The following is a 16766-nucleotide window of genomic DNA, read 5'->3' as shown; positions in this document are numbered from 1 at the left end:
CGCGCACCGGGCTTCGTGGTGGCGTGAGTGTTCTGTGCGTTTCGAATGTTCAGCCTCGAACCAGGGGGTGCGCGCATGAGCGATGTCGTGCTTCAACTGCTCAACGTCGAAAGCGCCTATGGCCCGATCAAGGCCATCCGCGGCGTGAGCCTGAAGGTGCGCAAGGGCGAGATCGCCACCGTGCTCGGCTCCAACGGCGCGGGCAAGACGACGATCCTCAAGACCATCTCGGGGATCATCGATCCGCGCAAGGGCAGCATCGAGTTCCAGGGGCAGGACATCACGGCGAAAGACCCGGCCTTCATCGTGCAGCAGGGGCTGAGCCACGTGCCCGAAGGGCGCGAGGTGTTCCCGCTGCTGTCGGTGAAGGACAACCTGCTAATGGGCGCCTACACGCGCAAGGATCGCGACGGCGTGGCGCGGGACATCGAGACCGTCTTCACCTACTTCCCGATCCTGCGCGAGCGCGCCACGCAGGACGCCGGCCTGCTCTCGGGCGGGCAGCAGCAGATGCTGGCCATCTCGCGCGCCATCATGGCGGCGCCGCACCTCATTCTCCTGGACGAGCCCAGCCTGGGCCTGAGCCCCAAGCTCACCAAGGAGATCTTCGAGATCGTGGTGCGCATCAACCGCGAGCGCGGCACCACCATCCTGCTGGTGGAACAGAACGCCAACATGGCGCTCAACGCGGCCGACCACGGCTACGTGCTGGAGAACGGCCGCATCGTGATGGAAGACTCGTGCGAACGCCTGCGCGAGAAGGACGACATCAAGGAGTTCTACCTGGGTGTCAAGGACGACGGCGTGCGCGGCGAGCGGCGCTGGAAAAAGAAGAAGACCTGGAGGTAGCCGTCGCCATGCAAGGACTCTGGGATCTGCGAACCATCGAACCCGGCCACGACATCCTCGTGCCCGGCGAGACGCTCTCGGCCATGTTCTGGAACGCCGTGCGCCAGCGCGGCGACAACATCTGGATGCGGCAGAAAGAGCTGGGCATCTGGCGCAGCTGGAGCTGGCGCCAGACGGCCGAGGCCGTGCGCGAGATCGCTGGCGGGCTGCAGGCCATCGGCTTCACGCGCGGCGAGTGCGCGTCCATTCTTTCGAACACCGTCATCGAATGGGTGCTGGCCGACCTGGCCGTGCTGAGCTGCGGCGGCGTGTCCAACGGCATCTACCCGACCGACGCCGCCTCGCAGGTGCAGTACCTGTGCGAAGACTCGCGCACCACGGTGCTGTTCGTGGAAGACGACGAGCAGCTCGACAAGGCGCTCGAGGTGCGCGCCCGCCTGCCCGGCCTGCGCCGCGTGGTCGTGTTCGACATGGAAGGCCTGCGCGAGCTCGACGACCCGGGCGTGATGAGCCTGGACGCGCTGCGCGCTCTCGGCCGCACGCACCTGGCGGGCGACCCGCAGGCGGTGGAGCGCAGCGTGGCCGCGTGCCGGCCCGAAGACCTGGCCATTCTGGTCTACACCTCGGGCACCACCGGCAAGCCCAAGGGCGCCATGCACAGCCACGCGGGGCTGGTGTACACCGCGCGCGGCTACAACACGCTCATCGCGCAGGACGAGAAGGATGAGCGCATGTGCTTCCTGCCGCTGTGCCACATCGCCGAGCGCATGGGCGGCGAGTACTTCGCGATGTACACCGGCTCGATCCTCAACTTCGTCGAGAACCCCGAGACGGTGCCCGAGAACGTGCGCGAGATCGCGCCCACGGTGTTCACGGGCGTGCCGCGCGTGTGGGAGAAGTTCTATTCGGGCGTGATGATCGCGCTGAAGGAGGCCAGCCCGCTGCAGCAGGCCGCCTACCACTGGAGCATCGGCGTGGGCGAGACTATCGCCAACAAGGTGCTCGCGGGGCAGGAGATCGGCACGGGGCTGCGCCTGAAGTTCCGGCTGGCGCGGCTGCTGGCGCTGGACAACGCGCGCAAGCTCATCGGCATCCACCGCGCGCGCTTTCTCGTGACCGGCGCGGCGCCCATCTCGCCTGAGCTGGTCAAGTGGTACCTCGCGCTGGGCGTGCCCATGCTCGAGGTGTGGGGCATGACGGAGTCGTGCGGTGCTTCCACGGCCGTGCCCGTCACCCGCATCAAGCCCGGCTCCATCGGCCCGGCCACGGGCTACAACGAGGTGCGCATCGATCCGGCCACCAGCGAGATCCTGGTGCGCGGCCCCAATGTCTTCATGGGCTATTTGAATCTGCCGGAGAAGACCGCCGAGACCATCGACGCCGACGGCTGGCTGCACACGGGCGACGTGGGCGTGATGGACGAGGACGGGTATTTCCGCATCACCGACCGGATGAAAGACATCATCATCACGGCAGGCGGCAAGAACGTGACCCCGAGCGAGCTGGAGAACGAGCTCAAGTTCAGCCTCTACATCACCGATGCCGTGGTGATCGGCGACAAGAGGCCCTACCTCACGGTGATCGTCATGATCGACCAGGAGAACGTCGAGAAATTCGCGCAGGACCACGACGTGCCGTTCAGCAACTACGAGAGCCTGACACGCACGCAGGAAGTGCAGGACCTGATCCAGGGCGAGATCGATCGCGTCAATGCCAAGTTCGCTCGTGTCGAGCAGATCAAGAAATTCTTCCTGCTCGAGACGCAGCTCAGCGCCGAGGACGAGGAGCTCACGCCCACGATGAAGCTCAAGCGCAAGCTGGTGCAGACCAAGTACGCGCAGCGCATCGACGCCATGTACCGCTGACCTCTTTTTTGCCAACCCGAGGAGACAACGCTATGACGAAGCTCAAGACATTGACGACGCTGGCCGTGCTGGGCTTGATCGCGACGCTCGCGTCCGCGCAGCAGCAGGGCGTGAGCAAGGACGAGATCCGCATCGGCACGATCCAGGACCTGTCGGGTCCGCTGGCGGGCTTCGGCAAGCAGGCGCGCAACGGCATGCAGCTGCGCGTGGACGAGCTCAACGAGCAGGGCACGCTGAACGGCCGCAAGCTCAAGCTCTTCGTGGAAGACTCGGGCTACGACCCGAAGAAGGCGGTGCTGGCGGCGCAGAAGCTGGTCAACCAGGAAAAGATCTTCATCATGGCCGGCCACATCGGCACGGCACAGAACATGGCGGCGATGCCGGTGCAGTTCGACAAGAACGTCGTCAACTACATGCCGATCACGGCGGCGCGCGAAATGTACGAGCCGCTGAACCGGCTGAAGTATTCGTTCGCGGCCACCTACTACGACCAGATCCGCCTGGCGCTGCCCAAGATGATCAAGGACAAGGGCGCCAAGAAGGTCTGCACGATCTACCAGGACGACGAGTTCGGCCTCGAAGTGCAGCGCGGCGCCGAGGCCGGCCTGAAGGCCGCGGGCATGGAGCTGGCCGAGAAGACCTCGTTCAAGCGCGGCGCCACCGACTTCAGCTCGCAGGTCGCGAAGATGAAGGCGGCCAACTGCGACCTCGTGGTGCTCGGCACCATCATCCGCGAGACCATCGGTACGGTGGGCGAGTCGCGCAAGACCGGCTTCAATCCGACCTTCCTGGGTTCGAGCGCGGCCTACACCGACCTGATCCACAAGCTGGGCGGCAAGGCCATGGACGGCGTGTACGCCACCATGACGGTGCAGAACCCCTACACCGACGAGCAGTCGCAGCCGCTGCGCTTCTGGGCCAACAAGTACAAGACCAAGTTCAACGAAGACCCGACCGTGTTCTCGGTGTACGGCTACGTGATCATCGACTCGTTCATCAAGGCCGCCACCAAGGCCGGCCCGAACCTGACGACCGACAGCTTCATCAAGGCGATGGACAGCATCACCTTCGAGCCCGACATGTTCGGCAGCCCGAAGAGCACCTACACCGCCACCAAGCGCCTGGGCAACGACCAGTCGCGGCTGTCGCAGATCAAGGACGGCAAGTGGGTCGTCGTGTCTGACTACGTGACACCGTAAGCCAGCGCCGCCCCGGTACCGTGCCGGGGCGAGCGGCTATATTCCGCGAAATCCCCTTCGCGAGACTGCCGCCATGCCCCAGTACTGGTTGATGAAATCCGAGCCCGACGAGGTCTCGATCGACGATGCCCTCGCCGCGCCCGACGCCACCGTGGCGTGGACCGGCGTGCGCAACTACCAGGCACGCAACTTCATGCGCGACGGCATGAAGGTCGGCGACGGCGTGCTGTTCTATCACTCGAGCTGCCCCGAGCCCGGCATTGCCGGCATCGCGCGCGTGGCCTCGGGCATCCAGCCCGACCCGACGCAGTTCGACCCCAAGTCGCCGTACTACGACGCCGGTGCGAAGAAGGAAGACCCGCGCTGGCTGCTGGTCGACGTGCAGGCGCTGCGCAAGACCCGGCTGCTGGCGTTGCCCGAGCTGCGCGCCAGGCCCGAGCTGGCCGATCTGGTCATTCTGCGCAAGGGCAACCGGCTGTCGATCACGCCGGTGGAGCCGGCGCACTGGAAGGTCATCGAGAAGATGCTGGCCTGAACCTGTTCAGGCGACTTTCGACAGGATCGGGAACAGCTTGCCGAGCCCGTCGGCCATCACCTCGACGGCGAGCGCCGCGAGGATCAGGCCCATCAGCCGCGTCATGATGTTGATGCCGGTCTTGCCGAGCACCCGCGCGATCGGCTGCGCGAGCGAAAACGCCAGTGCGGTCGCCAGCGCCACCACCACGCCGTAGCCGACCAGCAGCCCCAGCTCCCACAGGTGCTGCGTCTTGTCGGCGTAGATCACTACGGTGGATATGGCGGCCGGGCCGGTGAGCAGCGGAATCGTGAGCGGCACCACCGCGATGGAGGCGCCCATCGACGCCTTCACTTCGGTGGCGCGCAACTCGTCGACGTTGGTCTTGCTCTCGGCCGGTTGCGCGTTGAGCATCGAGATCGAGCTCATGAGCAGCAGCAGCCCGCCGCCGACCTGGAAGCTCGCGATCGAGATGCCGAAGAAGGACAGCAGCTGCAGCCCGATGAGCGCGCTCACGGCAATCACCACGAAGGCGCTGAAGGCCGACATGCGCACCGTGCGCTTGCGCTGGGCGTCGGAGTAGTCCTGCGTGTAGTGGATGAAGAAGGGCACGATGGCCAGCGGGTTGACGATGGCCACCAGCGTGACCAGCGGCTTGATGAGGTCCATGGAGGTGCTCATGGCTCAGCGTCCTCCGGTCACGTCGAGCAGGGCCATGGTGGTGTAGCTGGCCTCGGGCGAGAGCAGCCACAGGACGGCGCCGGCAATTTCTTCGGCGGTGCCGCTGCGCTTCATCGGCACGCCTGGGCCCATCTCGGCGGCGCGGCCAGGCTGGCCTCCGGAGGCGTGGATGTCGGTGTCGATCACGCCGGGGCGCACCGCGTTCACGCGGATGCCTTCGTCGGCCACTTCCTTGGCCAGGCCGATGGTCAGGGTGTCGATGGCTGCCTTGCTGGCCGCGTAGTCGACGTACTGGCCGGGCGAGCCGATGCGCGCGGCGCCGCTGGAGATGTTGACGATGGCGCCGCCTTCGCCGCCGTGCTTCGTGCTCATGCGGCGCACGGCTTCGCGTGCGCAGACGAAGCTGCCGATCACGTTGACGCGGAACATGCGCTCCAGCCGCGCCACGCTCATCTCGTCGACGCGCGCCTGCACGTCGACCACGCCGGCGTTGTTCACGAGCGCCGTGAGGCGCCCGAGCTTGGCGTCGACCTTCGCGAACATCGCGAGCACCTGGGCCTCGTCGCCCACGTCGGCCTGCACCGCCATGGCGGTGCCGCCGCCCGCGCGGATGGTGCGCACCACCTCGTCGGCGGCCAGCGAGTTGCTGGCGTAGTTCACCGCCACGGCGTAGCCGCGCTTCGCGGCGAGCAAGGCCGTGGCGGCACCAATGCCGCGCCCACCGCCGGTGATCAAGAGCACCTGGTCCAAATCCCACCTCCTGCAGAGAAACTGTGCGTCAGTTAAAACCGACGGCCTGGATTACATCACCGAGGGCTGGCGCATGAGCACGAGCATGAGCACCGCACCGCGCCGCGCCGCGCCGCGCCGCCCCAAGCCAGCTCGCACCGCAGTGCGAAGCACGGAGGTTACTGAATGCACAAGACCATCGACTATTACTTTGCGCCACAGAGCCCGTGGACCTATCTGGGGCATACCCGCTTTGCCGCCATCGCCGCGGCCGCCGGTGCCACCGTGCGCGTGCGGCCCATCGACATGGGCAGCGTGTTCCCGGTGTCGGGCGGGCTGCCGCTGGGCAAGCGCGCGCCGCAGCGCCAGGCCTACCGGCTGCTCGAACTGGCGCGCTTCTCCAAGCACCTGGGCCTGCCGCTGAACCCGAAGCCGAAGTTCTTTCCGGTGGCCGGCGACGATGCGGCGCGGCTGATCATCGCGGTCGACATGCACGACGGCACCGAGGCCGCGATGCGCATCAGCGCCGCGGTGTTCGCGGCCGTGTGGGTGCAGGAGCGGAACATCGGCGACCCGAACCTGCTCGAAGCCCTGGTCGCGGAATGCGGCCTGCCGGCCAAGCGCGCCGAGCAATCGCAGAGCCAGGCGGTGCAGGAGCGTTACGAGGCTTACACGCAGGAAGCGATCGACATCCAGGTGTTCGGCGCGCCGAGCTACGTGATCGACGGCGAGATCTTCTGGGGCCAGGACCGGCTCGATTTCGTCGAGCGGGCGCTGCGCGCTTGACGGCGCGCAAGCCGACTCGTTCTTTTCTTTTTTTCATTCCATCGTTTCAGGAGAACCCCATGGGCCAATTCATCGACCTCACCGCCAAGGACGGCTTCACCTTTCCCGCCTACGTGGCCGAGCCCGCGGGCACGCCGCGCGGCGCCGTGGTGGTGGTGCCGGAAATCTTCGGCGTGAACTCGCACATCCGCTCGGTGGCCGACGGCTACGCGGCCGACGGCTACCTGGCTGTTGCGCCGTCGACCTTCCACCGCGTCAAGCCCGGCGTCGAGCTGGGCTACAGCGACGACGACATGAAGACCGGCTTCGGCTACAAGACCGCGGTCGAGGCGCTGCCCGCGCCCGGCGTGCTGCAGGATCTCGAGGCCGCGATCGCCTACGCCTCGAAGGCGGGCAAGGTCGGCATCGTCGGCTACTGCTGGGGCGGCCTGCTGGTCTGGCGCGCCGCGAGCCTGCTGCCGGGCCTGGCCGCTGCCGCACCTTATTACGGTGGCGGCATGACGACGCCGGAAGAAAGCGCACGCCAGCCGAAGGTGCCGGTGCTCGCGCAGTTCGGCAACCGCGACCACTGGATTCCGCTGGACACCATCGAGGCCTTCAAGAAGGTGCACCCCGAGGTGGAAGTGCATGTCTACGAAGCCGACCACGGCTTCAACTGCGACCAGCGCGGTTCGTACAACGCCGAGGCGGCGAAGCCGGCGCGTGAGCGTGTGCTGGCCTTCTTTGCCAAGCACGTCGGCTGATCCGGCACGCTTCAATCAAAAAGCCCGGCAGTGCCGGGCTTTTTTCATGGGTTACTTCTTGGCGCCGACCCGCGTCTGCAGGAAATCGAGCAGCGCGCGCAGCGCCGCGCTGTTGTGGCGCCGCTGCAGGTAGGCGGCCGACAGCCACATGTCCTTGCGCGCATAGCCTTCGAGCACCGGTACCAGCTCGCCGCTGTCGATGTGCGACTGCACGAGCAGCGAGGGCAGGTAGATCACGCCGAAGCCGCGCATCGCGACGCGGATCAGCGGCGCGCCTTCGGTGCAGTCCATGCGGCTCTTGACCTGCACGTCCAGCGGCTGGCCGTTGTCATCGAAGCGCCACGCGGGCTGCGTGCCCAGCAGCGAATGGGTCAGCGCCTCGTGGTGGGCGAGCTCCTGCGGGTGCGCGGGCTTGCCGTGCTTCTTCCAGTAGACCGGCGAGGCGCAGACCACCATGTGGATGAGCCGCAGCTTGCGCACGATGAGGTTGGCGTCTTCCACCGGGCCGCTGCGGATGTCGACGTCGATGCCTTCCTCGGCGAGGTCGACGGTGCGGTTGGTCAGTTGCAGGCTGATGCTCACGTCGGGGTAGTGGCGCATGAAGTCGGCCAGCAGGTCGGGAAACTCGCCGTTGCCCATGCCGTGCGGCGCCGAGATGCGCAGCCGGCCGCCGGGCTGGCTGGCGCGCTCCTGCAACTCGGCCTGGGTGAGCTCGACCATTTCGAGCATCGGGGTGCTGCGCTCGAGCAGCAGCTGGCCGGCGTCGGTGAGGCTGACGGAACGCGTGGAGCGGTTGAGCAGCCGCACGCCGAAGCGGGTCTCGAGTTCGGCGACGTACTTGCTGACCGTGGCCTTCGACATGTCGAGCCGCTTGGCGGCCTGGGAGAAGCTGCCGTGCGAGGCGACTTCCCGGAAGGTTTTGATCAGATCGAGACTGTCCATGTCAGTGAAACCCGTTGTTTTTCGCGAGGGAGCGCGGTGTGTCGATTCTCGGGGGTTTTGCCGGATAGGACCGGCGCGGGGTTCTGGTGTAAGCCGGAAGCAGTCAGGCGCCTTGTGCCCGGTTTTTTGCGTGCACGACTTTGTTGACTGATTGTTTCGCTACAGGAAACACCGTGTCTCTGAACCGAGTGTTTTCCCGAAGGAATTCCGGCTGACACTCGCCGCACAGGCGAGCCAACGTGCAAGCCTGGTGGACATCCCATCTAGCCGAACACAAGGAACAGACATGAAGACCTCGCACATTTTCGCAGCCGCCGCCCTGACCCTCCTGGCCGCCACCGGCGCCCAAGCCGAGACGTACCAAGGCGTGACCCAAGTGATCTCGTCCAAGAGCCGCGACGAAGTCAACGCCGAAGCCCAGCGCACCGCCGCAGCCCCGAACCAGAACGTCGTGCGTGGTTCGCGCGGCGCGGAAACCGTGGCCGTGTCGAAGGACCGTTCGATCGTCGAAGCCGAAGCCATCCGCACCGCCTACGCTCCCGACCAGAACGTGACCTCGGGTTCGCGCGTCAACAGCAAGGTCATCTCGACCATGGTGAACCCGATGGACGCACGCGTTCAAGCCCAGCAAGGTTCGGGCGCCGTCGCCAAGTAATTGGCCGCGAAGCCAGCCGCCTTCCGGGGCGGCCCGAGCTGACAAGAAAAGCCACGCATCTGCGTGGCTTTTTTCATGGGCGCTCGGAAGTGGGGAGGGCGTTCAACGTGTGCGGGCGAGGTAGCGCTTGCGCCAGAAGATCAGGACCAGCAGCACCGCGATGACCAGCATGGCCGACATCGCGATCCAGAAGCCGTCCGCCTTGTGCACCAGTGGGATGAACTCGAAGTTCATGCCGAAGATGCCGGCGATGAGGTTGAGCGGCAGGAAGATGGCGGTGAGCACGGTCAGCACCCGCATGATGTCGTTGGCCCGGTGGCCTTGGACGCTGAAATGCATCTGCACGGCCGTCTCGGCGTTCTGCTCGAGCCGGTGCACGTGGTGCACCACGCGCTGGATGTGCTCCAGCACGTCGCGGCTGCGCACCATGATCAGGTCGCGCTCGCGCTGCGCGGTCTCGCCCTGCGGCACGGGCAGGGTTTCGAGCGAATCGATCCAGTCCTGCATGGCGGCGCGCTGGTCTTCGCAGATCTCGTCCAGCCGGTGCAGCGACTGGCGCGCCTCCATCAGCGCGCTCCAGTTGGTGAAGCGGCTGCGCGGGTCGATGAGCTCGGTCTGCCAGTGGTCGAGCTGCTTCGTGAGCTCGCGCCGCATGTCGAGGTAGCCGTCGACGATCAGGTTGACGATGCGCAGCATCAGGTCGGCGGGGCTCGCCGGCAGGCGGGCCGAGGTGGCGCGCACGTCGAGCGCCGGCGTGCCGCGGTCGTCCGACGAGGCGGCCGCCAGCAGCCGGGCGGCGAAGGCGTCGCGCACCGTGCCGTCCTCGGGGTGCACCGACAGCAGCACGCGGTCGAACACCGCGAAGCCGACCGGGCGGGTGTCGATGCGGCGCAGCACCGGCGGGCCGCCGCGCGACGGGCGTTGCGGCAGTGAGGGTGAGGGTTCGGCGCTGTCCTGGCCGTTGCCCGTGGCCAGGCGACGGAACACCAGGACGTCGTACAGCGAGGTGTAGTCGTAGTGCGAGGGCAGCTGGTCGTTGAGCAGGTCGGCCACGTGCAGGTCGACCAGCTGGGTCTGGCACAGCGTCTGCAGGATCTGCTGCACCTCGGACTGGGCGGCGCGGAATTCGTCGCGCGTCAGCGAAATCCAGAGGTAGCTGGCGGCGGCGCAGGCGCCCGGCACGGCCAGCGGCGCCAGCGAGGCGTGCTCGCTGACCTGCGAGCGGCTGATTTCGAAGATGCGCATGGACACTCGCCCCCGGTGGTTCTTCTTCCACGCCAGAAGTGCCGTGGAGGTGCGGCAGGTATGCCGCAGCAGCTATTATTTTTGTAGCAACCGGGCGGCGTCAAGCGCGAAGTAGGTCAGCACGCCATCGGCGCCGGCGCGCTTGAAGGCCAGCAGGCTTTCGAGCACCACGGCGTCGTGGTCGAGCCAGCCGTTCTGGGCAGCGGCCTTCAGCATGGCGTACTCGCCGCTCACCTGGTAGGCGAAGGTCGGCACGCGGAACTCGTCCTTCACGCGGCGCACGATGTCCAAGTAAGGCATGCCGGGCTTCACCATGACCATGTCGGCGCCTTCGGCGATGTCGATGGCGACCTCGCGCAGGGCTTCGTCGCTGTTGCCGGGGTCCATCTGGTAGACCTTCTTGTTGCTCTTGCCGAGCGTGGCGGCCGAGCCGACGGCGTCGCGGAAGGGGCCGTAGAAGGCGCTGGCGTACTTGGCGCTGTAGGCCATGATGCGCGTGTGGATGTCGCCGCGGGCTTCGAGCGCGGTGCGGATCGCGCCGATGCGGCCGTCCATCATGTCGCTCGGGGCCACAATGTCGACGCCGGCTTGCGATTGTGTGAGTGCCTGCTTCACCAGCACTTCCACGGTGGCGTCGTTGAGGATGTAGCCGGTGTCGTCGAGCAGGCCGTCCTGGCCGTGGCTGGTGTAGGGGTCGAGCGCCACGTCGGTCATCACGCCCAGCTCGGGGAAGCGCGCCTTGAGGGCGGCCACCACGCGGGGAATCAGCCCGTCGGGGTTGAAGGCCTCGTCGCCCGCGGGCGTCTTGAGGCTGGCGTCGATCACCGGGAACAGCGCCATCACCGGGATGCCGGCCTGCACGCACTGCTCGGCCACGGGCAGCAGCAGGTCCAGGCTCAGGCGATCCACGCCGGGCATCGAGGGCACGGCGTCGCGGCGCTTCTGGCCTTCCTGCACGAACACCGGGTAGATCAGGTCGTTCGTCGTCAGCGCATGCTCGCGCACCAGGTTGCGGGTGAAGGCATCGCGGCGCAGCCGTCGCGGGCGGCCGGCGGGGAACATGGCGAGCGGGGAAAATGGTGACGTCATATATCTAAAATTGTGCCTGAAGCGGAAAAACGCAGCCCAGGGCTCCGGGAAGCAAGTTGTCTGACAACTACGGGAATTAATAGAACTTAAGTTCTAGATTTTTGTTGTAAAAGTCAAAGAAACTGCCTCAATCGCTTGAAACCTTGTTTCGTCTTTGTTAAATTCTGAAGCGGGCGGCTTGCCGCTCCCCGCTTTTCCTCCCTGAGCGGGTGCCTTGATGTGTGACAGCAAAAGGGCTTCCCAGCCCGACGTGAAGACGTCGGGCTTTTTTTTGCCCGAAACCTTGGCAAAGGGCCCCAAAAGGGCTCAGTGTGCAGCCACCACTAAACTGCCGCCATGCTCTGGGTCAAATCTCTTCACATTGTTTTCATTGCCAGTTGGTTTGCCGGGCTGTTCTATCTGCCGCGGATCTTCGTCAACCTGGCGATGGTGCCGCCCGAGTCGGTCGCGGAGCGCGAACGCCTGCTGCTGATGGCGCGCAAGCTGCTGCGCTTCACCACCTTTTTGGCCGTGCCGGCGCTGGTGTTTGGCGCCTGGCTCTGGCTGGGCTACGGCATCGGGCGCGGCCCGGGCAACGGCTGGATGCACGCCAAGCTGGCGCTGGTGCTGGTGGCCATCGGCTATCACCATGGCTGCGGCGTGCTGTTGCGCCGTTTTGCGGCCGGCGGCAACCGCCGCAGCGACCGCTGGTACCGCTGGTTCAACGAACTGCCCGTGCTGCTGCTGCTGGGCATCGTGATTCTGGTGGTGGTGAAACCTTTCTGATGCCGTGTCGACGGTAGACATGCCGCACAAGTCTGCCGCGCTCCCCCTGGCGCTGGCCTATGCGGCGCTGATCGTCTATGCCAGCCTGTACCCCTTCGCCGACTGGCGTGACCAGGGGATCGCGCCCTGGGCCTACCTGTCGGCGCCCTGGCCCAAGTACTGGACGGGTTTCGACTTCGGGGTGAACGTGGTGGGCTACGTGCCCTTCGGTTTCCTGTGCGCGCTGACCGTGCTGCGCACGGGGCGCAGCCACAGTGTCTGGCGCGCGCTGCTGCGCGCCACGGTGGCGGGCGCGGCGATCGCTTTTGCCATGGAGACGCTGCAGAGCTATTTGCCGGCGCGCATTCCTTCCAATGTCGACCTGGGGCTGAACACCGCCGGCACGGTGCTCGGCGCGGTGCTGGCCGCGGCGCTGGAGCGGCTGGGGGCGATCGCGCACTGGAGCCGCGTGCGCTCGCAATGGTTCGTCGAAGACGCGCGCGGCGGCCTCGTGCTGCTCGCGCTCTGGCCCTTTGCGCTGCTGTTCCCCGCCGCCGTCACCTTCGGCCTCGGCCAGGTGTTCGAGCGGCTGGAGGCGACGATCTCCGAGTGGCTGCTCGACACGCCCTTCATCGACTGGCTGCCGGTGCGCCAGTTCGAGCTGGAGCCGCTGGTGCCGGCCGTGGAGCTGCTGTGCGTGATGCTCGGGGCGCTGGTGCCGTGCCTGCTGGGCTACTTGGTGGCGCGCAACGTGGTGCAGCGCGCGGTGCTGCTGCCGCTCATCCTGCTCGCGGGCGTCGCGGCCTCGGCGCTGTCGGCGGCCATGAGCTACGGCCCCGAGCATGCGTGGGCCTGGCTCGATCTGCCGGTGCAGGTCGGGCTGGCCGCGGCGGTGTTCGCGGGCGTGCTGCTGCTCTTTGCGCCGCGCCGGCTGTGCGGAGCGCTGCTGCTCATGGGGCTCGTGCTCCAGCTGAGCCTGCTGAACCAGGCGCCCGAGAGCGCCTACTTCGCACAGACCCTGGCCACCTGGGAGCAGGGCCGCTTCATCCGCTTCCACGGCCTGGCCCAGTGGCTGGGCTGGGGTTGGCCCTTTGCGGTGCTGGTCTACGTGGTGGCCGCGCTGTCGCGGCGCCGTCGTCCGGCGCTGCCCTGAGCGCGCTCATAAAATCGGTCGATGCCCAGCACCACTCCCGCCGCGCCGTCCGGCTACTACGGCCGCCACATCTTCTTCTGCCTGAACGAACGCAAGAACGGCGAAGACTCCTGTGCCCTGCACAACGCGCAGGAAGGCTTCGACCGCTGCAAGGCCAAGGTGAAGGAGCAGGGGCTCGCCGGGCCCGGCAAGGTGCGTGTCAACAAGGCCGGCTGCCTCGACCGCTGCGCGGGCGGGCCTGTCGCGGTGGTCTATCCCGAGGCGGTCTGGTACACCTTCGTGGACGCGGAAGACATCGACGAGATCGTCGAGTCGCATCTGAAGAACGGCCAGGTCGTCGAGCGGCTGCTGCTGCCGCCCGACGTCGGCCGCTGAACTTTCCTGCGGACCCCGTGCTCGTACCGTGCACGTTGCCGGCATCGCCGGCCCAGCCAACCCCAGCGCCATGAACTCCCAGACCGAAAAAATCAGCCTCCAGGGCGCCGCGGGCGTGATCGAGGTGCAGCGCGACCTGCCGTCCGGCGACGCGCGCGGCATCGCGGTGATCGCCCATCCGCACCCGCTGTTCGGGGGCACGATGGACAACAAGGTCGTGCAGACCCTGGCCCGCGCCTTCGTGTCCTGCGGCTGGACGGCCGTGCGCTTCAACTTCCGCGGCGTGGGTGCCAGCGAAGGCGTCCACGACGAAGGGCGCGGCGAACTCGAGGACATGCTGCATGTCGTCGGCGAGCTCGCGCCTGAAGGCCAGCTGGCGATCGCCGGCTTCTCCTTCGGTGCCTTCGTGGCCAGCTGCGCGGCCGAGAAGCTCTGGGCCGCGCGCGACGTGCGGCAGCTGGTGCTGGTCGGCACGGCCGCCTCGCGCTTCTCGGTGGCCACGCTGCCGGCCGAGGCGCACGAGCGCGCGCTGGTGGTCCATGGCGAAGCCGACGACACCGTGCCTCTCGCCGCCGTGATGGACTGGGCGCGTCCCCAGTCACTCCCTGTCACGGTAATTCCCGGGGGCGGCCATTTCTTTCACGGACAATTGCCGCTGCTCAAAAGCCTGGTCGCCCGCCATCTGCGCGCGGGCACCGAATGAAAGCCTTTCAGGCTTGTTTCCGCCTCTTCCCACACTCTCCATGAATCGTTTTTTCACTGCGCTTCGCGCACTGGTGCTGACCGCTGCTGCCTCGGTTGGCGTGATCGCCGCCGCCCAGATGCCGGCCCCGCCTGAAATCGCCGCGCGCAGCTACCTGCTGCTGGACGTGACCGCGAACCAGATCCTGGCGCAGAAGGACATCGACAGCCCCGTCGAGCCGGCCTCGCTCACCAAGCTGATGACCGCGTACGTCGCGTTCGATGCGCTGCGCGCCAAGAAGATCACGCTGACCCAGACCCTGCCGGTGAGCCCGCGCGCCTGGAAGATGCCCGGTTCGCGCATGTTCATCGATCCCAAGATGCAGGTGCCGGTGGAAGACCTGATCAAGGGCGTGATCGTGCAGTCGGGCAACGACGCCACGGTCGCGCTGGCCGAAGGCGTGGGCGGCACGGTGGAGCACTTCGTCGAGATGATGAACGCCCAGGCCAAGGTGCTGGGCATGAAGAACACCACCTACAAGAACCCCGAAGGCCTCACGGCGCCCGGCCACACGACCACGGCGCGCGACCTGAGCATCCTGGCCACGCGCCTGGTGCGCGACTTCCCCGAGGAAGCCAAGTACTACGCCATCAAGAAGTACCGCTACCCGGGCACGCCGTCGACCAACGACACCAACCGCAACCTGCTGCTGTTCCGCGACCCGACGGTCGACGGCCTGAAGACCGGCCACACCGACGCCGCCGGCTACTGCATGATCGCCACCGCCAAGCGCGATTTCCCGAACCTGACCGGCGGCCGCCGCCTGCTGTCGATCGTGCTGGGCGCCAGCAGCGAGGCCGTGCGCGCCAACGAGTCGCAGAAGCTGCTGAACTGGGGCTACACGGCCTACGACGCCGTGCGCCTGTTCGACGCCGGCCAGCCGGCCGCCACGCCCGCCGTCTGGAAGGGCAAGGCCAACGTGCTGAAGCTGGGCCGCCCCGAGGCCATCGTGGTCGCCGTGCCGACCGGTTCCGCCAGCAAGATCAAGACGCAGGTGTCGCGCCCCGATCCGCTGGTCGCGCCGTTCACCAAGTACCAGGCTGTCGGCTCGCTCAAGGTCACGCTGGACGACCAGCCCCTGGCGGACGTGCCGCTGGTCGCCCTGGAACCGGTCGAGCAGGCCGGCGTCTTCGGCCGCGCCTGGGACGCCGTGCGTCTCTGGATCAAGTAAGAAGCAGGGAAAAGAGGCCTTGAAACGGGTGGCGGCGGGCGCTCCAGGCGCGTGACATTGCCATTTCAGACCTGCCTGCTATACTCGTGGGCTTTTCGGAATTTTCCGAAGGGTTTCACGTTTTCGTTATTCCCGGCTTCCTTGAGTCACGACCAAGGGCGGTTTCACTACCAAAGTCGGGTTGTTTTGGGACTAATTCATTCATGCCAACCATCAATCAACTGGTGCGTCAGGGTCGAACGGTCGAAAAGATCAATTCGAAGAGCCCTGCCATGCAGAACTCGCCGCAACGTCGCGGTGTCTGCACCCGCGTCTACACCACGACGCCCAAGAAGCCCAACTCGGCGCTTCGTAAAGTTGCCAAGGTCCGTCTGACCAATGGCTTCGAAGTCATCTCCTACATCGGCGGCGAAGGCCACAACCTGCAAGAACACAGCGTCGTGCTGGTTCGCGGCGGTCGTGTCAAGGACTTGCCTGGTGTGCGTTACCACATCGTGCGCGGTTCGCTGGACCTGCAAGGCGTGAAAGACCGCAAGCAGTCGCGTTCCAAGTACGGCGCGAAGCGTCCCAAGAAGGCCTAAGCCTTCCTGTCAGAAAACAAGCGGTGTTCGATGGCCTTGGCGGGCTTGTCGAACGAAGTGACCCAATGTCGGGTCGAGTAAGTGAGAGTCCTGACTGGCTCTCGCGGTATCGGAAACGATGCCAACTGAAGCAAAGAGGTTAGAAAAATGCCACGTCGTCGCGAAGTCCCCAAACGTGAAATCCTGCCGGATCCCAAGTACGGCAATGTCGAGCTGTCCAAATTCATGAACGTGATCATGGAAGGCGGCAAGAAGGCTGTGGCCGAGCGCATCATCTACGGTGCCCTCGACTTCATCGAGAAGAAGAACCCGGACAAGGACCCCCTCGAAGCGTTCACCGTTGCCATCAACAACGTGAAGCCGATGGTCGAAGTGAAGTCGCGCCGCGTCGGTGGTGCGAACTACCAGGTGCCGGTCGAAGTCCGCCCTGTCCGTCGCCTCGCCCTGTCGATGCGCTGGATCAAGGAAGCTGCCCGCAAGCGCGGTGAGAAGTCGATGGCCCTGCGTCTGGCCAACGAACTGATGGAAGCCACGGAAGGCCGTGGCGGTGCCATGAAGAAGCGCGACGAAGTGCACCGCATGGCAGAAGCCAACCGCGCCTTCAGCCACTTCCGCTTCTAAAAAACACACGTCTCTTGAGCGTTGGGGGTTGAGTACCGGGCGAAATCGCCCGTGCTCGACGCCCAGCGCTCAACGCATTTAA

General features: G+C 66.2%; 19 protein-coding genes. 14 read left to right on the top strand and 5 right to left on the bottom strand.

The window, feature by feature from the left end:
- Positions 1-75: 75 nt before the first annotated feature.
- The 4 genes from AC07SQ_RS22025 (at position 76) to AC07SQ_RS22010 (ending at position 4448) form a co-directional block, all read left to right on the top strand.
- The gene (locus tag AC07SQ_RS22025) at positions 76-849 is read left to right on the top strand and encodes an ABC transporter ATP-binding protein (protein WP_056576626.1); all 774 of its coding nucleotides are present in this window, start codon (positions 76-78) and stop codon (positions 847-849) included.
- A gap of 8 nt (positions 850-857) precedes the next feature.
- Positions 858-2714, top strand: a complete 1857-nt coding sequence (locus AC07SQ_RS22020) for an AMP-dependent synthetase/ligase (protein ID WP_495272820.1) — start codon at positions 858-860, stop codon at positions 2712-2714.
- A gap of 32 nt (positions 2715-2746) precedes the next feature.
- Positions 2747-3913, top strand: a complete 1167-nt coding sequence (locus tag AC07SQ_RS22015) for an ABC transporter substrate-binding protein (RefSeq protein ID WP_062478783.1) — start codon at positions 2747-2749, stop codon at positions 3911-3913.
- 73 nt (positions 3914-3986) lie between these two features.
- The gene (locus tag AC07SQ_RS22010; protein WP_062478778.1) at positions 3987-4448 is read left to right on the top strand and encodes an EVE domain-containing protein; all 462 of its coding nucleotides are present in this window, start codon (positions 3987-3989) and stop codon (positions 4446-4448) included.
- Positions 4449-4454: 6 nt separating this feature from the next.
- Here the strand turns inward: AC07SQ_RS22010 and AC07SQ_RS22005 are convergent, their stop codons facing one another.
- On the bottom strand, positions 4455-5108 hold the full coding sequence (locus AC07SQ_RS22005) for a MarC family protein (RefSeq protein ID WP_099793548.1): 654 nt from the start codon (positions 5106-5108) through the stop codon (positions 4455-4457).
- A 3-nt stretch (positions 5109-5111) separates the two neighbouring features.
- Positions 5112-5858, bottom strand: a complete 747-nt coding sequence (locus AC07SQ_RS22000) for an SDR family oxidoreductase (protein ID WP_495272819.1) — start codon at positions 5856-5858, stop codon at positions 5112-5114.
- Positions 5859-6023: 165 nt separating this feature from the next.
- On the opposite strand from AC07SQ_RS22000, the gene AC07SQ_RS21995 reads away from it, so the two are divergent.
- Positions 6024-6623 (top strand): 2-hydroxychromene-2-carboxylate isomerase, encoded by a 600-nt coding sequence (locus AC07SQ_RS21995; protein WP_062478772.1) that lies wholly within the window; start codon positions 6024-6026, stop codon positions 6621-6623.
- A gap of 59 nt (positions 6624-6682) precedes the next feature.
- Positions 6683-7366 (top strand): dienelactone hydrolase family protein, encoded by a 684-nt coding sequence (locus AC07SQ_RS21990; RefSeq protein ID WP_495272818.1) that lies wholly within the window; start codon positions 6683-6685, stop codon positions 7364-7366.
- Between the two features lie 51 nt (positions 7367-7417).
- Here AC07SQ_RS21990 and AC07SQ_RS21985 read toward each other — a convergent pair whose 3' ends face one another.
- Positions 7418-8308: a LysR family transcriptional regulator gene (locus AC07SQ_RS21985; RefSeq protein ID WP_070061881.1), complete on the bottom strand. Its 891-nt coding sequence runs from the start codon at positions 8306-8308 to the stop codon at positions 7418-7420.
- 286 nt (positions 8309-8594) lie between these two features.
- Between AC07SQ_RS21985 and AC07SQ_RS21980 the strand changes: the two genes are divergently transcribed.
- Positions 8595-8963 (top strand): hypothetical protein, encoded by a 369-nt coding sequence (locus AC07SQ_RS21980; RefSeq protein ID WP_062478764.1) that lies wholly within the window; start codon positions 8595-8597, stop codon positions 8961-8963.
- A gap of 102 nt (positions 8964-9065) precedes the next feature.
- On the opposite strand, the gene AC07SQ_RS21975 is transcribed toward AC07SQ_RS21980, so the two are convergent.
- Both AC07SQ_RS21975 and hemB read right to left on the bottom strand, forming a co-directional pair.
- Complete coding sequence (locus AC07SQ_RS21975; RefSeq protein WP_495272817.1) at positions 9066-10208, bottom strand: magnesium transporter CorA family protein; 1143 nt, start codon at positions 10206-10208, stop codon at positions 9066-9068.
- A 75-nt stretch (positions 10209-10283) separates the two neighbouring features.
- Entirely contained in the window at positions 10284-11270 is a 987-nt protein-coding gene (gene hemB / locus AC07SQ_RS21970) for a porphobilinogen synthase (protein ID WP_495272816.1), read from the bottom strand.
- A 363-nt stretch (positions 11271-11633) separates the two neighbouring features.
- Here hemB and AC07SQ_RS21965 point away from each other — a divergent pair, with 363 nt between their 5' ends.
- From AC07SQ_RS21965 to rpsG, 7 genes are all read left to right on the top strand, one after another.
- Positions 11634-12062 (top strand): CopD family protein, encoded by a 429-nt coding sequence (locus tag AC07SQ_RS21965; RefSeq protein ID WP_062478845.1) that lies wholly within the window; start codon positions 11634-11636, stop codon positions 12060-12062.
- Positions 12063-12081: 19 nt separating this feature from the next.
- Positions 12082-13194: a VanZ family protein gene (locus AC07SQ_RS21960; RefSeq protein WP_495272815.1), complete on the top strand. Its 1113-nt coding sequence runs from the start codon at positions 12082-12084 to the stop codon at positions 13192-13194.
- Positions 13195-13215: 21 nt separating this feature from the next.
- Positions 13216-13569 (top strand): (2Fe-2S) ferredoxin domain-containing protein, encoded by a 354-nt coding sequence (locus AC07SQ_RS21955; RefSeq protein ID WP_062478851.1) that lies wholly within the window; start codon positions 13216-13218, stop codon positions 13567-13569.
- Positions 13570-13639: 70 nt separating this feature from the next.
- Positions 13640-14272, top strand: a complete 633-nt coding sequence (locus tag AC07SQ_RS21950) for an alpha/beta hydrolase (protein WP_307697109.1) — start codon at positions 13640-13642, stop codon at positions 14270-14272.
- 40 nt (positions 14273-14312) lie between these two features.
- Positions 14313-15482, top strand: coding sequence for a D-alanyl-D-alanine carboxypeptidase family protein (locus AC07SQ_RS21945; protein ID WP_070061890.1), 1170 nt, complete (start codon positions 14313-14315; stop codon positions 15480-15482).
- Positions 15483-15685: 203 nt separating this feature from the next.
- A complete protein-coding gene (gene rpsL, locus AC07SQ_RS21940) occupies positions 15686-16063 on the top strand; it encodes a 30S ribosomal protein S12 (protein ID WP_013543948.1) in 378 nt (125 codons plus the stop codon).
- A 147-nt stretch (positions 16064-16210) separates the two neighbouring features.
- The gene (rpsG, locus tag AC07SQ_RS21935) at positions 16211-16684 is read left to right on the top strand and encodes a 30S ribosomal protein S7 (RefSeq protein WP_007829591.1); all 474 of its coding nucleotides are present in this window, start codon (positions 16211-16213) and stop codon (positions 16682-16684) included.
- Positions 16685-16766 lie beyond the last annotated feature (82 nt).

This window comes from Variovorax sp. GW821-FHT06D12 (genome assembly GCF_059419205.1).
Note: the sequence above shows the minus strand (reverse complement) of the source record. Positions and strands in the feature narration are given on the sequence as shown.

Bases quoted from the DNA above. Each gene is read 5' to 3' on its own strand.
- AC07SQ_RS22025 (WP_056576626.1), top strand. From the start codon at position 76: ATGAGCGATGTCGTGCTTCAACTGCTCAACGTCGAAAGCGCCTATGGC.
- AC07SQ_RS21985 (WP_070061881.1), bottom strand. From the start codon at position 8,308: ATGGACAGTCTCGATCTGATCAAAACCTTCCGGGAAGTCGCCTCGCAC.
- AC07SQ_RS21955 (WP_062478851.1), top strand. From the start codon at position 13,216: ATGCCCAGCACCACTCCCGCCGCGCCGTCCGGCTACTACGGCCGCCAC.
- AC07SQ_RS22020 (WP_495272820.1), top strand. From the start codon at position 858: ATGCAAGGACTCTGGGATCTGCGAACCATCGAACCCGGCCACGACATC.
- AC07SQ_RS21980 (WP_062478764.1), top strand. From the start codon at position 8,595: ATGAAGACCTCGCACATTTTCGCAGCCGCCGCCCTGACCCTCCTGGCC.
- AC07SQ_RS21950 (WP_307697109.1), top strand. From the start codon at position 13,640: ATGAACTCCCAGACCGAAAAAATCAGCCTCCAGGGCGCCGCGGGCGTG.
- AC07SQ_RS21945 (WP_070061890.1), top strand. From the start codon at position 14,313: ATGAATCGTTTTTTCACTGCGCTTCGCGCACTGGTGCTGACCGCTGCT.
- AC07SQ_RS21990 (WP_495272818.1), top strand. From the start codon at position 6,683: ATGGGCCAATTCATCGACCTCACCGCCAAGGACGGCTTCACCTTTCCC.
- AC07SQ_RS22015 (WP_062478783.1), top strand. From the start codon at position 2,747: ATGACGAAGCTCAAGACATTGACGACGCTGGCCGTGCTGGGCTTGATC.
- AC07SQ_RS21965 (WP_062478845.1), top strand. From the start codon at position 11,634: ATGCTCTGGGTCAAATCTCTTCACATTGTTTTCATTGCCAGTTGGTTT.
- AC07SQ_RS21960 (WP_495272815.1), top strand. From the start codon at position 12,082: ATGCCGCACAAGTCTGCCGCGCTCCCCCTGGCGCTGGCCTATGCGGCG.
- AC07SQ_RS21975 (WP_495272817.1), bottom strand. From the start codon at position 10,208: ATGCGCATCTTCGAAATCAGCCGCTCGCAGGTCAGCGAGCACGCCTCG.
- rpsL (WP_013543948.1), top strand. From the start codon at position 15,686: ATGCCAACCATCAATCAACTGGTGCGTCAGGGTCGAACGGTCGAAAAG.
- hemB (WP_495272816.1), bottom strand. From the start codon at position 11,270: ATGTTCCCCGCCGGCCGCCCGCGACGGCTGCGCCGCGATGCCTTCACC.
- AC07SQ_RS22005 (WP_099793548.1), bottom strand. From the start codon at position 5,108: ATGAGCACCTCCATGGACCTCATCAAGCCGCTGGTCACGCTGGTGGCC.
- AC07SQ_RS22010 (WP_062478778.1), top strand. From the start codon at position 3,987: ATGCCCCAGTACTGGTTGATGAAATCCGAGCCCGACGAGGTCTCGATC.
- AC07SQ_RS21995 (WP_062478772.1), top strand. From the start codon at position 6,024: ATGCACAAGACCATCGACTATTACTTTGCGCCACAGAGCCCGTGGACC.
- rpsG (WP_007829591.1), top strand. From the start codon at position 16,211: ATGCCACGTCGTCGCGAAGTCCCCAAACGTGAAATCCTGCCGGATCCC.